Origin of the sequence: Kitasatospora phosalacinea (assembly GCF_000717185.1) — a bacterium.
GTDB classification, from domain to species: Bacteria; Actinomycetota; Actinomycetes; order Streptomycetales; family Streptomycetaceae; genus Kitasatospora; species Kitasatospora phosalacinea_A.
The window spans coordinates 1-15,413 of sequence record NZ_JNYE01000066.1; the positions used below are offsets into that span (position 1 = coordinate 1).

Consider the following 15,413-nt stretch of genomic DNA (forward strand, 5'->3'; position numbering starts at 1 on the left):
GCCGGGAGCGGGGGCCGGGGCCGGGGAGTGAGGGAGTGAAGAAGCCGGGGCTGGGGGAGTGGGGTAGCCGAGGCCGGGGAGTGGGGAAACCGGGGAGTCGGGCGTCAGGGCAGCGGTTGCGGGCGCTGGGCCAGCACTGAGCCCAGCAGCAGGCCGACGGAGATCGCCACCACCGTGGTGACCATCGACAGCAGGTCGTGGAAGCCCCGTACCGGGTGGCCGCCGGCCAGGCTGGTCAGGCCGCGCATGCCCAGCGAGCCCACGGTCAGGGTGAAGAACCCGGGCAGCGCCAGCAGCATCCGCGGCGGCCGGTCCGGGCGGCGGGCCACCGCCGTGGCCAGCGCGCCCAGCGCCGCGGCGGCCACGAACGTCCCGCCGACCTCGCCCAGCAGCTTCGTCGCCCCCGACTGCACCGCCACTGTCAGGTACACCAGCCCCAGCAGCGGCAGCAGCAGCCGCCACGGCACCGCGAACGCCAGCACCGTGCCGACCGTGAACACCACCCAGGACAGGAACGTCGCCCAGCGCGGCAGGTCGGCGTGCGCCGCCAGGTCGAACATCGCCGAGGTGTCGCCGCCGGTCGCGTACACGCCGAGCATCACGCCCAGGTACAGCTGCAGCAGCAGGAACAGCGCGTACACCAGGCGCACCGCGCCCGTGGTCAGGAACCCGGCCGCCAGCTCGGCCGCGGCCGCGGACAGCAGGTCGCCGGGGACGAAGTAGAACAGTGCCGGGAGCATCAGCAGCACCGCCCCGCCGTGCACCGGGTCGCGCGCGAACACCTCCAGCACCAGCACCGACACCGCCGTCGACGCGACCAGCGGCAGCACCCGCGCCAGCCGCGGCCACCACCCCGCGGCCACCGCCAGCACCGCCGTGACCAGGCCGAGCGCCGCGGTGCTGCCGATCTCGTACCAGGTCGGCTGCATCAGCGGCGCGAACCCGACCGAGAACAGCACGATGCCCAGGCCCTTGAGCCACCACGGGTACGGGGCGGGCGAGCCGTCGATCGCCGCCAGCCGCCGCTCGGCCTCGGCGAGGGGCGTGCGGCCCAGCGAGACCCGGTGGGCCCAGGGCTTGAGCGCGGCCACCTTGTCCAGCCGGGCGACGTCCGGGAAGGCCCGGACCGCGACCGTCGAGGCGCGGCCGTCGAGGACGACGGTCAGCGTCGCGCCGTCCGGGACCAGCACCATCGAGGTGCGGGCGCCGAGGCCCGCGGCGGCCTGCGCCACCGTCTGCGCGACCTCCGAGGCGCCCTCGCCGCTGGCCGCCAGCAGCATCCCGGTCAGCCGCGCGAGCAGCGCCGTCACCCGCTCCGACCGCTCCGTCCCCCCGGCGCCGCCAGTGCCGCCGGTGCCGCCGCCCCCGTCCTCCGGGCGCACCGCCCGCCCGCCCTCCGCGTCCATCTGCGCCTCCCGCGCCGCCGCCGAACCTGACACCCGCTCACATCCTCACCCGGCGCACGGCGGCGCGCGCGGGGGCGCACGGAGGGCGGCCGCCGAGGTGCGGTGTCCGGAATGTGGTGATACCACTCGAAGGACCTGTGGAAGGGAGCCAGTCGATGGACGACTACCCGGCGCTCAACCTGTTCTGGACCATGCTGTGGCTGTTCCTGTGGATCCTGTGGTTCTTCCTGATGTTCAAGGTGCTGACGGACATCTTCCGCAGCCACGACATGGGCGGCTGGGGCAAGGCCGGCTGGACGATCTTCGTGATCGTGCTGCCGTACATCGGCGTCCTGGTCTACCTGGTCGCCCGCGGCAAGGAGATGGGCCAACGCGACCGGGCACTGGCGGCCAAGGCCGAGGGCGACTTCCAGGACTACATCCGGAAGGCCGCCGGAACGGAGGACCAGAACGCCGGGCCCCGGCACGTCGACGAGCTCGCCCGCCTCGCCGACCTGAAGAGCAGCGGCGCGATCTCGGCGGAGGAGTTCGAGAGGGCGAAGCAGAAACTGCTCGCCTGACCCCGGACCGATGACCGGACGACAGCCCGGACCGATGACCGGACGACGGACCGGCGCAGCCCGGGCCGGAGCGGGAACCCCACCCGCCCCGGCCCGGGCCGACGCGCACGCCGACCGCGCAGGGCCCACGGACCCGCCGCACGGCGGACGGGAGGAGGACACCGGGGTGCCGCAACCGCAACTGACGCCCGAGGTGTTCGACCGCGCCGTCGTGGCCATCGCCCTGACCGCCGGACCCGACCACCGGATGGTCTACTACAACGACGCCTTCCGCGACCTGTTCGGCGACCGCCCGCTCGGCGCACCCGCCCACGAGGCCTTCACCGAACCCGGCACCGAACGCTTCGTCGCCACCCTGGACGCCGTCCTCGCCGACGGCACCGCCCGGCAGGTCACCGCCCACCGCACCCTCGGCTGCCCCTCCGGCACCCCCGCCCACCGGCACTTCGTCTACTCCTGCTCACCCGCCGCCACCCGCTACGGCCCCGGCATCCTCGCCGCCGCCATCGACACCACCGCCGAACTGCACTCCGCCCTCGAGGCCGAACGCCAGTCCGCCGAACGCCTGGAGGCCCTGCAGCGCTACGAGGCGCTGATGGCCGCCGCCGCCCAGATGGTCTGGGTCGTCCGCCCCGACGGCACCGCCCACGAACTCATGCCCGGCTGGGAGGAACTCACCGGCCAGCCCTTCGCCGAAGCCGTCGGCCTCGGCTGGCTGGACGTCGTCCACCCCCACGAGCGCGACGCCGTCGCCGCCCGCTGGGCCGCCGCCGCCCGCGACCTGCCCCCCGTCTTCGAACAGACCTTCCGCGTCCGCAGCGCCGCCGGCGGCTACCGGCACGTCCGCTCCCGCGCCGTCCCCGTGCTGCGCGAGGACCGCGGCCCCGAATGGATCGGCACCACCGGCGACATCGAGGACCAGTGGCGTGCTCGCCTGCGCGAACGCCTGCTCGCCCGAGCAGGAGCCGTCACCGAGGCCGAACGCGCCGAGGACGCCTTCGCCGCCCTCGCCGCCACCCTCGTCCCCGACCTCACCGACGTCTGCGCCGTCTACCTCCTCCCCGGACCCGACGCCGCCGACGACGAAGTCGTCGCCACCCGGATCGCCTCCGTCGCCCGACCCGGACTGCCCCCGCTGCCCCCGCTCAACCGGCAGACCTTCACCCTCGGCGCCCGCGCCCGGCAGGCCGTCACCGACCGCACCCCCACCCTGCTGCACTTCCCCGAGGGCGCCGTCCCCGAGGGCGCCGTCCCCGAGATCTCCGCCCGCTGGCTGCACGACACCCGTGCCACCAGCCTCACCCTGCTGCCCATCGTCGTCGACGGTGCCGTCGTCGCCCTCGCCGCCACCGCCGGCTGCGAGGGCGCCCCACCACCGGGACCCGCCGACATCGACCTCCAGCACGAAGTCCTGCAGCGCGCCCAGGCCCCGCTGCGGCAGGCCCTCGCCCTGCAACGCGCCCGGCACGCCGCCGTCGTCCTGCAACGCGCCCTGCTCACCACCCCGCCCACGCTCGGCGGCGCCGCCGTCGCCGCCCGCTACCAGCCCGGCAGCCGCAACGCCGAGGTCGGCGGCGACTGGTACGACGCCTTCGCGCTGCCCGACGGCTCGCTCGCCATGACCATCGGCGACGTCGCCGGACACGACCTCGCCGCCGCCACCACCATGGGCCAGCTGCGCGCCATGCTGCGCTCCATCGCGTACACCCGCGGCCAGGCCCACACCCCCGCCGACACGCTGCGCGAACTCGACACCGCCGCCGAGGGGCTGGGCGTCGGCAGCTTCGCCACCGCCGTGCACGCCCGGCTGGTGCGGCACGGCGCGGACGGCGGCTGGGAGATGGAGTGGGCCAACGCCGGACACCCGCCGCCCGTCCTGGTGCCCGTCGACGGGCCGCCCCGGCTGCTGTCCGCCGAGGACGCCGACGTCCCACTGTGCGTCGACCCGCGCCGCCCCCGCGTCACCCACCGGCATCCGGTCGGGCCCGGCGAGACGCTGCTGTTCTACACCGACGGCCTGGTCGAAGTGCCCGGCGAAGACCTCGGCGACGGCATCGCCCGGCTCTGCGAAGCCGCCGCCGAGGCCCGCCACCGACCGCTCGCCGACTTCTGCGACCACCTCGTCACCGGGATCGCCGACATCCGCGACGACATCGCCGTGATCGCGTTCCGCCCCGACCCGCTGCACGGCGGGCACGGAGCGAAGGGAGGGGGACGGCCGTGAACGGACCCGGGGACGAGGAAGCGCACGAAGAGGCGCAGGAGCAGGGGCAGACGCAGGAGCAGGGGCTGGGACAGGAACAGGCGCGCGAGGGTGCGGGCCGGGACGAGGGCGGAAAGCGGAGGGACGGCGTGGACGGCTACCGGGAGGACCGGGACGACCGGCACAGCGGCGACGGCGGCGGTGGTGGTGGCGGTGCGGACGGGGAAGCGGAGGGCGCGGCAGCGGAGGGCGGCGGGCCCAGGGGCAGTGGCGAGGGCGACCACGTCGACGCCGCCCTGCTCGACGCGCTGTTCGCCCAGGCCCCGCTCGGCCTGTACCTGCTCGACCGCGACCTGCGGGTGGTCCGCTACAACACCGCCGCCCGCGGCGTGCGCGGCATGCCCAGCACCGACATCGTCGGCCACCGCCCCGCCGAGTTCGCCCCCGGCTTCGACCGCGCCGAACTCGAGGCGCTCGCCCGGCAGGCCCTCCAGGACGGCGGCTACGTCCGCGAACACCTGGTGCGCGGCCGGATGCCCATCGACCCCGGGCACGAGATGGTCGGCGCGATCTCCTTCTTCCGGATCGTCTCCGACACCGGCCGCCCCTACCTGGTCGCCGCCGTCGAGGACGTCACCGAACGCCAGGGCGCCCTCGACCGGCTCGACATCCTGCACAGCGCCCACCAGCGCCTCGGCGCCTCCCTCGACGCCGTCGGCTCCGCCCAGGAACTCGCCGACGTCGCCGTCCCGCGCTTCGCCGACTCCGCCACCGTCGACCTGCTCGACGAACCGCTGCGCGGACTACCGCTGCGCCCCGGCCCGACCGACCCCGGCGCACCGCTGCGCCGCGTCGCCTACCGCAGCGTGCACGGCGCCGGCCCCGCCGGGCCCTCGTCCGGGCCGATCCCGCAGGGCGCGCTGTCCACGTACGGGGCGCCGACGCCGTACAGCCAGGCGCTGGTGGACGGGCGGGCCCGGCTGATCCGCGGGCTGAGCGAGGACGAGGAGTGGCTGAGCGCCGACCCGGAGCGCGGGCGGCGGCTGACCGGGCTCGGCGTGCACTCGATGATCGTCGCGCCGCTGGTGGTGCACGACATCGTGCTGGGCGTGCTGGCGCTGTACCGGCACCGGCGGCTCGAACCGTTCGACCAGGACGACCTGGAGTTGGCCGTCGAACTGGCCGCGCGCGGCGCGATGTCCATCGACAAGGCGCGCAGCTACGCGCGGGAACGCTCGATCGCCACCACGCTGCAGCGCCAACTGCTGCCCCGGGAACCGGCGGAGCTGAGCGCCGTGCAGAGCTCGCACGTCTACCTGCCGGGCGTGGTCGGGCCGGGCGGTGACTGGTACGACGTGGTGCCGCTGTCCGCCGCCCGGGTCGGCCTGGCGATCGGATCGGTCACCGGCACCGGCATCGAGGCCGCCGCCGTGATGGGCCAGGTCCGCACCGCCCTGCGGACCCTGGCCGTCCAGGACCTGCAGCCCGACGAGCTGCTGGTGCGGCTGGACGACGCGGCCCGGGTGCTCACCGACGAGCAGCGGGGCAGCCTGCCCGCGGGCGCGGAGACCCTGCCGGACGGCCTCGCCTCCTGCCTCTACCTGGTCTACGACCCGATCGGCCGGACCTGCACGGCGGCCTCGGCCGGACACCCCGGCCCGGTCCTGGTCGGCCCCGACGGCGTGCCGGTGCCGTTCCCGGTCGAACCCGGACTGCCGCTGGGCTGCGGCGACGGCTGCTACGAGACCCGCGTCGCGGAACTGCCCGTCGGCAGCGTCCTGGCGCTCTACACCAACGGCCTGCTGTCCGGCCCGCCGCGCCGCCCCACCGGCCGGGTCGACGGCGGCGCGGAGCGCGGCGGCCTGGACGAGGTGCTGCCGGTCGGGCCCGGGGACGGGCGGCGGGCGGTGCTGCAGCGGGTGCTGGCCCGGGCCGGGGAGGAGGAACTGCCCCGGCTCTGTGACCAGGCGGTGTACGCGCTGCTGCCCGAACGGCAGCGCGAGGACGCGGTGCTGCTGCTGGTGCGCACCCTGGGGCTACCGGACGACAAGGTCGCCGTGTGGACCCTCCCGGAGGACCCGGCGGTGGTGCGCACCGCCCGGCGGCTGGCCGAACACCAGCTCGCCGCCTGGGGGTTGGAGGAACTGGAGTTCTCGACCGACCTGATCGTCAGCGAGCTGGTGACGAACGCGATCCGGTACGGGAAGTCGCCGATCCGGCTGCGGCTGATCAACGACCGGGGCCTGATCTGCGAGGTGTCGGACAGCTCGGACAGCACCCCGCACCTGCGGCGGGCCAAGTCCACCGACGAGGGCGGCCGCGGGCTGTTCATCATCGGGCAGTTGGCGCAGCGCTGGGGCACCCGCTTCGCCCGGCACGGCAAGACGATCTGGGCGCAGCAGGAGGTGCCGGAACCGGTGGCCGAGGCTCCGTCGGAGGTGTCGGAGGCGGGGCGCGGCGGCGGGGGCGAACTGCGGGGGTAGGGCGGGGGTAGGGCGGGGCGGGGGGGGGCCGGGGGGGGGGGGGGGCTGCGGGGGGGCCCCCCGGGGGGGCGGGGGGGGCGCGGGGGGGGGGGGGGCGGGAGGCGCCGATGATGGCGGCGGACACGTTCGGGTTCTGCAGCACCCAGGCGACGGCGAGCTGGGCCTGCGACAGCCCGGCCTCCGCGGCGAGCGGCTGCAACAGCTGGACGCGCTCCAGGACTTCGGGCCGCAGCCAGCGCGCCACGAAGTTCGCGCCGCCCTTCTCGTCGGTGGCCCGGGACCCGGCCGGCGGCTCGGCGCCCGGCTTGTACTTGCCGGTCAGCACGCCCTGCGCGATCGGCGACCAGACCACCTGGCCGATCCCCAACTCCTCGCAGGTCGGCACCACTTCACCCTCGATGACCCGCCACAGCGCGCTGTACTGCGGCTGGCTGGAGACGAACGGGACGCGCAGCTCGCGGGCCAGCGCGTGCCCGGCCCGGATCTGGTCGGCGGTCCACTCGGAGACGCCGATGTACAGGGCCTTGCCGGAGCGGACCACGTCGGCGAACGCCTCCATGGTCTCCTCCAGCGGAGTCGACGGGTCGTAGCGGTGCGCCTGGTAGACGTCCACGTAGTCGGTCTGCAGGCGGCGCAGCGAGCCGTCGATCGACTCCATGACGTGCTTGCGCCCCAGGCCGCGGTCGTTGCGGCCCGGCCCGGTCGGCCAGAACACCTTGGTGAGGATCTCCAGCCCCTCGCGGCGCTCGCCCTTGAGCGCCCGTCCGAGGACCGACTCGGCACGCGTCTCGGCGTACACGTCGGCGGTGTCGAAGGTGGTGATGCCCGCGTCGAGGTGCGCGTCGTCCAGCACGATCGGCCCGAGGACCGGCTGCGCGGGTGCCCGGTAGCCCTTGGGCGGGGTGACCTCCTGCCAGTAGTAGGTGCCGAGGTCGGCCTGGCTGGTGCAGGTGCCGTCCTCGCCGGTGGTGCACGGGTCGCCGACCTCGGTGTCCCCGGGTTGCAGGCCGTCGGTGCCGTTGGTCTCGCGCCACAGCTGGAAGACCGCGCCGGGCAGCGGCGCGCCGTCCTGGTCGTGCTTGACCAGGCGCAGCGCGCCCCGCTGCCGTTGGAAGCCGAAGTCGAAGCTGTGGTCGTCCTGGCCCGGTCCGCCGGTGGTGAGCGCCCGTTCGACGTAGGTGCCGCCCTGGGGGACGGTGCCGTCGGAGTCGGTGCGGCGGTTGTCGCCGACGTTGTCCCGGGTCGGGACCCAGTGGTGCAGCGGGCCGCCCTCGGCGTAGTCGGCGGGGTGGTCGAGCCGGATGGTGTACGAGGTCCTCGGCTTCAGCCCGCCGGTGACGTTGCCGTCGTCGAAGTAGTACTCGCCCCGGGCGGTGGTCCTCGTGGTGCCGACCAGTTCGCCGTCCGCGTCGTACAGGTGGACGGTCGCGCCGGGGACGGGCTCCTGCTGCGGCAGTTGCAGGCCGGAGCGCTCCGGGTCGTACCAGACCCGGTTGCCGATCTGCAGCGGGGCGCGGTCGCAGAGCACTTCGAGGTCGGCCATCGCGGCGCCCTTGCCGAAGCGCGAGCGGCCGTCGGAGAGTTCGTTGCCGAAGCCCGGGTCGGGTGCGCCGGTGCGCAGGGTGAACATCGTTCCGGCGGTGACGATGTTGTTGGAGACGTCGTAGCCGGAGGCGGCGATCGAGTTCTCGACCTTGGACAGCGCCATGCCCGCGAACGCCGGGTACGGGTGGCCGCCGGGGTGGGGCCGGCTCAGGTCGAAGAAGCCCTTGTTGCGGACGGTCTGCCCGCAGCCGAGGTTGACGTCCAGCACGTAGCCGTCGCCCGACCGGCAGGCCTTGTTGAGGTCGGCCGAGGCGAGCACGTAGACGAAGCCGTTCGGCAGCGGCTGCCCCTCGGGCGGGGCGGCGGCGGCCTGGTCAGCGTACCGGTCGCGGAAGGCCAGCAGCATCGAGCCGTCGGTCTCGAAGCCGACCTCGCCGAGTTCGGGCTCCGGGTTGAGGCCGCAGACCTGGCCGTTCTGCAGCGGCTGGTCGTCCTGCCACGGGTACCAGTAGTAGCCCGCGCAGGTCTGCGCCGGGGTGCCGCGGTGGTCGAGCGGCTGGTCGAGCACGGCCGCCCCGAAGACGCCGCTGGCCGGGTCGAAGGGCAGCACCACGGCCCGCAGGTCGGTGATCCTCCCGGTCGACTGGCCGGAGCAGACGCCGCCGACGTAGCCGACCCCGTCCTGCATGCCGAGGCCGTACGGGCGCCAGTCGTCCGGCGACGGGCAGCCGCCGGACGGGATCGCGTACACGGCCTTCGGGGCGGACGCGGTCGGGGCGGTGGCGTCGTAGCGGTACAGCCTGCGGTCGTGCAGGTTGACCACGTACAGGTCGCGGCCGTCCTCGGTGAGCTTCAGCCCGCCGAGGCTCTCCTTGCCGACGGCGGGCAGGAACGCCGCGTCGTCGCCGCCGGTGTGCGCGGTCGTCCCGGCGTCCGGGACGGTCGCGAACAGTGCGGTGGCCTTCTTCGCCGGGTCGGTGACGTAGATCGCCCCCGGCCCGCCGGGCCCGTACGCGGTGGCGCGCTTGGCCTGGGCGGAGCTGAACAGCCGCCGGTCGTCGCGGTTCCAGGCGATGCCGAAGACGTTGCCGGTCCCGGCGCTGGTGCCGAGGTCGGTGACGTCCTTGTTCACGCCGCGCGACTCGTACGGGAAGGTCAGCAGGGTGCGCTGGGTCGCCGGGGCGCCGATCGGGGGCTGGCAGGCGGTGGCGAGCGGGGCGTTGCGCTGGCAGTAGTCGGCGGGGTTCCACAGGCCGGTGGTGTAGGCGGCCTGCTTGCCGGCCGAGAGGTCGACGAACTCCTCGTTGCTGCTCAGCCTGTTCGGCGCCCCGGCCAGGCCCTCGCGGGCGGCGAACGCCGGGTACAGCACGCCGGGCTCCGGGTTGACCACCTCCACCCGGTACTTCCCGTCGGCGGTGGCCTTCGCCGGGGTCAGCGTCACGGTGCCGTCGGCGGCCGTGACCCCCGTGCGCACCGCCCCGTCGTCCCCGGTCAGGGTGACGGTCACCCCGCCCATCCCCGGCTCCAGCGCCGGGGTCCACGTCCCGCTCTGGTCGACGGCCCGGACCACCCGCACCGTCACCGAGCCGTCCGCGGTCGCCGGGGAGGCCGAGGGGGCGGCGACGGCGGTGGCCGCCGCGAAGGCCGCCACCACGGCGGCGGCCCGTTCGGCCCGCCGCCGGGCCGCGCCCGGTACGGGCGCCCTGGTCTGTTGATCTGTCTGGGTCATTCCCTGCTCTCGTCGTCGGTCCGGAAGGCACGCCGAGCGGCCGTCGGAAGATCACCCGGACGGCTCGGAACGCACCTCTTTTGGCCGAATATTAAGCGGAATACGGCCATCCGGGTTGCTGGACAAGAAAATTGACGCACCGTCACGAAGCACACCGGTCACATTCGCGTGCGCCTCGTGCGCCCCCTCCTGACGGAGCGTCAGATTCCTGCCACAGGGGCCCGCCCGACCGGACGTGCCCGATCGTTAGGCTCGGCCGGAGCCCCGCCGGGGCGCACGGAAGGGAACGAGAGCGATGACGACGGGCACGGGCACGGGACCGGGACCGGCGGCGGCACTGACCGCGGCGGAGCTGACGCTGCCCCCCTGGGAGGACGGCGACGCCGCCGCCCTCCCGGCCCTGCTCGCCGACCCGGAGATCCACCGCTGGACCTCCCACCGCCCCCTGCGCGGACGCGGGGACGCCCTGCGCTGGCTCGCCGCCGAACACGCGGGCCGCGCCACCGGGGCCCGCCTGGGCTTCGCCCTGCTCGCCCACGACCGGCTGGCGGGGCACGTCGTGCTCAAACGCCCCGGCGGCACCGGCGGCACCGGCGGCACCGGCGAGGTCGGCTACTGGACCGGCGCCGCCGCCCGCGGCCGCGGCCTCGCCACCCGGGCGGTGGCCCTGCTCTCCGCCTGGGCCCTCGACCCCTGCGGCGAGCTCGGCCTGACCCGTCTGGAACTGGTCCACAACGCGGGCAACCCCGCCTCCTGCCGGGTCGCCGAGAAGGCCGGCTACCGCCTCGAATCCCTCCTCCCGCCCCGCCCCCCGCACCCGCAGCAGGGCCACCTCCACACCCTGACCCGCCCGTCCTGACCAGCCCCCGCCCCCACCCCCGCCCCACCCGCGCACGACGGACACGCACAGGGCGCACGGGAGATCGCTCCGTCGACCCCTCTCCCTACCGACTTGTCGACCTTCCGCCCCCGGCCCGACCCCACCCAGCCCCGCCCCGGCCGCTCACCCGGGGCCGTAGCGGCGGGCCAGCCTGCGGACCTCTGCCTCCTTGAACGCCCGGACCTCCTCCACGATCCCGCTGTCCGGGAGTTCGGCGACCGGCACGCAGAGGTCCATCCGCTGGATGCAGACGCCGACCGTGTACTCCCCCTGCTCGGTCAGGTACAGCCGGATTCCGTAGTACCCCTCCTGGCAGTCCGCACCGTTGTCGAACCGGCAGGACGCGCAGGTGTCCGGGAGCCGCACCGGCAGCAGCCGCTTGACGTGGACGGCCCGGCCGCCGAGCGCCCGGTAGAGCGTGCGTTCGTCGGAGGTGCCCGCGGTGAACGTCCGCAGCACCGGCTCCGCACCGACCCGGGCCAGCACCTCGGAGATCGCCGCGAGCGACTCCGCCCCGTCCTGGATGCTGGTGAGCATCCGCACGTCCGCGAACTGGCCGTACGCCTCGACCAGGTTGACGGCCCGGTCCACGTGGGCCGGGCCGGGAACGACGACGTTCACCGAGGCCTTCACCCCGTGCGACACCGCGGCCCGGACGGTCTGGGTCGCCGCTCGGACCTTCGCCCCGGCCAGCGCCGCCGATCCGAAGCGCCCGGGGTGCTGGACCGCCCGCAGTTCCTCGGCCGTGGTGCCGAAGACCGAGACGTTGACCCGGTCGAGCCCGGCCGCCGAGCAGTCCGGCATCACCTGGCGTCCGCGTTCCCCGTTGCTGGTCATGCCGACGCCCAGCCCCATGCCGGTGAGCGCCGCGACCAACCCGGACACCTCCGGGTGCAGGGTCGGCTCCCCTCCCGTGAGGTGGACCTCGTCGGCGTCGAAGGCCTTCGCCACCGCCCGCACTGCCCGCCGGAAGGCGCGGTCCGGCGCCATCCGCGCGGCGAGGAACCCGGCTCCGTTCGTCGCGCCGTAGATCGACACCCGCCCGGTCCGTCCCGGCCCCGCGACGAAGGGCAGGGCCGTGCGGTCCCGGTTGTCCGCGGTGACCGGCGTCCCCTCGTTGTGGCAGAACGTGCAGGCCAGTCCGCAGTCGTCGATCACCTTGATCCGGATGCTCCGGTCCCGGACGATCCGGACCGCCGGACGCTGGTTCTCCGCCAAGGCCCCTCCCCTCTCCGTCCGGTCCCTCATGCGAAGGTGAGCCGGGCGATCGCCTCGATGTCGATCCCGTAGCGGTGGTAGACCCTGGTGGTGTTCTCGCTCGTCAGCCCGGCCAGCGGCAGCCCGAGCGCGGCCACCGTCGCGTAGACGTGCTCGGCGCTGTCCCCCTCGACCTCCAGGTACGGGGGGATCAGCGGCCACTCGTCGATCTCGACGGCCGCACCGCCGAGCCGCCAGGAGGAGCGGCGGTTCTCCTGGTACGCCTTCGGTCGGTGCCCGAGCTTCTCCAGCAGCGCGTTCGTCGTCTCGAAGTCACCGACCGCCGTCTCCGTCTCGGTCACCCCGTCGATCGCGTCGGAGTGGATCTCCTTCACGCACAGCGTGACGCCGCTGCCGGTGTCCCGCAGCCGCAGCCACGCCCCCGGCCGGTCCGGGAGATCGTAGACGTAGCGCCGCTGGAGGCGGTCGGCCACGTGCTCGGCACCGGCCGCGACCAGCAGGGCGCGGATCTTCCCCGGCTCGACGTCGAGGATCTTCGCTTCGAACTCAGTGGTGCTCACGGGGAGCCTCCTTCTCCTGCCGACGGATCCGAACCTGCCTGCGGACGACGGACACGACCGCCTCCGCCACCTCGCCCGGCGTGCGCCCGGTGCCGTCCACCGGGACGAGACCGAACGCGCGGTACACCCGGGAGCTCTCGGCGACCCCCGGCTCCTCCCGCCGGTGCCAACCACTCAGCGCCCCGAGTACGGCCCGCTCGCGCAGGCGCTCCCGGCGGACACGCTCGTCCACTTCCAGCAGCACCGCCGCGTCCGGGAGCAGCACCCCGTCCGGGTAGGCCACCGGCCAGTCCTGTCCCATCGCCCGGTGCGTGGCGACGGTCCGCGGGAAGTAGGACTCGACCACCACCGGCCGCCCGCTGCCGACGAGTTCCCTGGCCTTCTCGGACTTCACGTGGTTCGCCATCAACCACCAGTGGAGCCGCGCGGGCAGGATCCCGGCGTCGTCCACCTCGGCCCGCATCCGGGAGAACCCCGGCAGGGTGTCGTCCGTGAGGTGGACGCCACCGAGCAGGGCCGCGACCAGCGGGGCGACGGTCGTCTTCCCGCTCGCGCTGAGGCCGTCCAGGGTGACGAAAGCTCCGCGGTCCGCACCGCGGGGTCGCGGGAACCGCTGTTCTGCTTCCAACTCCACTTGCATGCAGCACTCCTGACGATCCGGGGGATTCTCGTTCCGAGTAACAGCATCGGCACGGAGCGCTACCCTCACCAGGGCCGCCAGTCCAACTCCGCAGCTGTGAGAGGGGAACCCAGTCCATACCGAACCCGCGAGACCTCGACCCGGCCGCCTCGATGGCGGCCCTGTTCGGCTCGGAACTGCGCCGGATCCGCGCTGAGGCCAACCTGAGCCAGGACGCGCTGGGCGAAGTCCTTGGCTACACCGGATCGCTGGTCGGCCAGATCGAGACGGCGAAGCGCTCCCCCACCCAGGAGTTCGCCGAACGCCTGGACGGGGCGTTGGGAACGGGCGGACTGTTCGGCCGACTCTGGCCGCACGTCGGACGGGGGCCCTACCCGGACTACTTCCGGACGTACGCGGAACTCGAACGGAGGGCGTCGGAAATCCTCGAGTTCGGCGGGTTCCTGATTCCGGGGCTGGGCCAGACCGAGCAGTACATGCGAGCGATCTTCCGCTCGGGGCTGCCCTTCGCGCCGGAGGCGGGGGTCGAGAGCAGCATCCGCACCCGGCTCCTCCGTCAGGAGTTGCTCTCCGGTCCAACACGCCCCGTGTTGTGGTGGCTGATCGACGAGGCCGCGATCCGCCGACCGATCGGCGGATCCGCGGTGATGGCCGGTCAACTCCGCCACCTGACCGAGCTGATCCGCTCAAGGGTAGTGGTAGTGCAGGTGCTTGAGCAGCGGAGTGGCGCACATGCCGCTCTGGAGGGCGCCTTGACCCTCATGTCGTTTGCCGACGGCAGCCCGGACGTGGCATACATCGAGGGACCGCACGTAGGCGTGCTGGTCGAGAGCACGGAGACCGTCCGGAAGATCCGTCTGACTTACGATCTCGCCCGGGCCGACGCCCTCTCCCCGAAGGCGTCGCTGGCTCTCATCGACAGAGCGACTGAGGAGCACGCGAGTGAAGAAGACCGACGCGCTTGAGTGGCACAAGTCCAGCTACAGCGGTGCATCGGGCGGCAACTGCGTCGAGGTCGCCGCCCCCGACTCCGCGACCACCGCCGTCCGTGACTCGAAGGACCCGAACGGTCCCCGGCTCCGCTTCTCCAACAGCACCTGGGCGTCCTTCGCCGCCGCAGCTGCCGGGGGTGCTTTCGGCGAGGCCTGACCCGTCGGGTCGGCGGTGACGGCTCCGGTGGCCGCCGACGCCGCCGCGGGTGCCGGTCCGGGCAGCTGCCCGTTCTCGTGGTGGACGTTCCGGCGTGACCGGGGTGGGTGGGCGCAGGAGAATGGAACGGTTCGCGGAAGCCCTGAGAGGCCCGGGAGGCGTGCGATGCGAACTTTGATCGTCGCGGAGATCGACACCGACAAGTCCAACGACCTGATCACCAGCGGGCAGATGCCCGAGATGATGGGCCGGATGATGGAGCAGTTGCGGCCCGAGGCGGCGTACTTCTACCCGCTGAACGGCCACCGCGGGTTCACCCTGGTGGTGGACGTGGACCAGGAGTCCTCGCTGGTCACCACCATGGAGCCGCTGTGGATGCGGCTCGGGGCCAAGGTCACGGTGACGCCGTGCATGTCGGCGGACGAACTGCGGGCCGGGATCGAGAAGTTGCGGGGCTGAGGGGCCGCGCGGAGCGGGGGCGCCCGGGGTCGGTACGGTCCGCGGCGCGGACCGTACCGGCCTCCTGGGCAGCCTCGTCGCGGCCGGGACGTCCACGCCCCCGCCGCGGCTGGACGCGGAACCCGGCGGGGCGGGGCGGAGGTCGGACGGGGGAGCCGCGGTCGGTGGTCAGTCGCCGAGGGCGAGCTTCGCGCCGAAGCCGAGCACTGCGACGCCGGTGGCCCGGTCCAGCAGGCGGCGGACGGAGGGGCGGCGCAGCCGGGTGCGCAGGGTGCGGGCGAAGGCGATCAGGACGGCGGACCACAGCAGGCCCTCGGCCACGTGCACGGAGGTGAGCAGCACGCCGGCGGCGAGGTGCGGGGCGCCCGCCGGGATGAACGGCGGCAGGACGGCCACGTAGAAGACGCCGACCTTCGGGTTGAGCAGGTTGGTGAGGGGGTCCAGCCAAGGTGAGCTCAAAAGGGGCAGTGGGATGATCTTGAAGTTGTGAGCCCGCGTTCCGGGCCTAGCACCCAGGGCTTGCCGCTGTCCCGGGTACCGCTGTTCCAATGCTCTCCCGGCGCTGACGCCACGATGATCTC

Annotated in this window: 12 protein-coding genes and 2 pseudogenes; 7 read left to right on the plus strand and 7 right to left on the minus strand. The window is 74.0% G+C overall.

Annotated elements, in window-relative coordinates; genetic code table 11:
* Positions 1-104: 104 nt before the first annotated feature.
* Positions 105-1,439, minus strand: a complete 1,335-nt coding sequence (locus OO57_RS25255) for a threonine/serine exporter family protein (protein ID WP_234337495.1) — start codon at positions 1,437-1,439, stop codon at positions 105-107.
* A 122-nt stretch (positions 1,440-1,561) separates the two neighbouring features.
* On the opposite strand from OO57_RS25255, the gene OO57_RS25260 reads away from it, so the two are divergent.
* From OO57_RS25260 to OO57_RS25270, 3 genes are all read left to right on the plus strand, one after another.
* Positions 1,562-1,966, plus strand: a complete 405-nt coding sequence (locus OO57_RS25260; protein ID WP_033254948.1) for an SHOCT domain-containing protein — start codon at positions 1,562-1,564, stop codon at positions 1,964-1,966.
* A gap of 166 nt (positions 1,967-2,132) precedes the next feature.
* A complete protein-coding gene (locus OO57_RS25265; protein WP_051778225.1) occupies positions 2,133-4,190 on the plus strand; it encodes a SpoIIE family protein phosphatase in 2,058 nt (685 codons plus the stop codon).
* Positions 4,187-6,652, plus strand: a complete 2,466-nt coding sequence (locus tag OO57_RS25270) for a SpoIIE family protein phosphatase (RefSeq protein WP_234337496.1) — start codon at positions 4,187-4,189, stop codon at positions 6,650-6,652. The genes OO57_RS25265 and OO57_RS25270 overlap by 4 nt, the downstream gene beginning before the upstream one ends.
* Before the next feature lie 91 nt (positions 6,653-6,743).
* Here OO57_RS25270 and OO57_RS44875 read toward each other — a convergent pair.
* Together OO57_RS44875 and OO57_RS47235 are read right to left on the minus strand one after the other, a co-directional pair.
* Positions 6,744-7,493, minus strand: a pseudogene (locus tag OO57_RS44875) (aldo/keto reductase family protein); the annotation flags it as partial.
* A 39-nt stretch (positions 7,494-7,532) separates the two neighbouring features.
* Positions 7,533-9,926, minus strand: a pseudogene (locus OO57_RS47235) (SdrD B-like domain-containing protein); the annotation flags it as partial.
* Positions 9,927-10,221: 295 nt separating this feature from the next.
* Here OO57_RS47235 and OO57_RS25285 point away from each other — a divergent pair.
* Positions 10,222-10,785 (plus strand): GNAT family N-acetyltransferase, encoded by a 564-nt coding sequence (locus OO57_RS25285; RefSeq protein ID WP_051778226.1) that lies wholly within the window; start codon positions 10,222-10,224, stop codon positions 10,783-10,785.
* Between the two features lie 144 nt (positions 10,786-10,929).
* Here the strand turns inward: OO57_RS25285 and OO57_RS25290 are convergent, their stop codons facing one another.
* Genes OO57_RS25290 through OO57_RS25300 form a run of 3 tightly spaced genes read right to left on the minus strand, consistent with a single transcriptional unit; the run spans position 10,930 to position 13,224 of the window.
* Entirely contained in the window at positions 10,930-12,024 is a 1,095-nt protein-coding gene (locus OO57_RS25290; RefSeq protein WP_033254949.1) for a radical SAM protein, read from the minus strand.
* 26 nt (positions 12,025-12,050) lie between these two features.
* Entirely contained in the window at positions 12,051-12,584 is a 534-nt protein-coding gene (locus OO57_RS25295) for a class IV adenylate cyclase (RefSeq protein WP_033254950.1), read from the minus strand.
* The gene (locus tag OO57_RS25300; protein ID WP_033254951.1) at positions 12,571-13,224 is read right to left on the minus strand and encodes an AAA family ATPase; all 654 of its coding nucleotides are present in this window, start codon (positions 13,222-13,224) and stop codon (positions 12,571-12,573) included. Before OO57_RS25300 ends, OO57_RS25295 begins: the two co-directional genes overlap by 14 nt.
* A 152-nt stretch (positions 13,225-13,376) precedes the next feature.
* Here OO57_RS25300 and OO57_RS25305 point away from each other — a divergent pair, with 152 nt between their 5' ends.
* The 3 genes from OO57_RS25305 (at position 13,377) to OO57_RS25315 (ending at position 14,832) form a co-directional block, all read left to right on the plus strand.
* Entirely contained in the window at positions 13,377-14,189 is an 813-nt protein-coding gene (locus tag OO57_RS25305; protein WP_051778228.1) for a helix-turn-helix domain-containing protein, read from the plus strand.
* Entirely contained in the window at positions 14,167-14,373 is a 207-nt protein-coding gene (locus OO57_RS25310) for a DUF397 domain-containing protein (protein ID WP_033254953.1), read from the plus strand. The genes OO57_RS25305 and OO57_RS25310 overlap by 23 nt, the downstream gene beginning before the upstream one ends.
* A 165-nt stretch (positions 14,374-14,538) precedes the next feature.
* Complete coding sequence (locus OO57_RS25315; RefSeq protein ID WP_033254954.1) at positions 14,539-14,832, plus strand: hypothetical protein; 294 nt, start codon at positions 14,539-14,541, stop codon at positions 14,830-14,832.
* A 168-nt stretch (positions 14,833-15,000) separates the two neighbouring features.
* On the opposite strand, the gene OO57_RS25320 is transcribed toward OO57_RS25315, so the two are convergent.
* On the minus strand, positions 15,001-15,291 hold the full coding sequence (locus OO57_RS25320) for a LysE family translocator (RefSeq protein ID WP_324606799.1): 291 nt from the start codon (positions 15,289-15,291) through the stop codon (positions 15,001-15,003).
* Positions 15,292-15,413 lie beyond the last annotated feature (122 nt).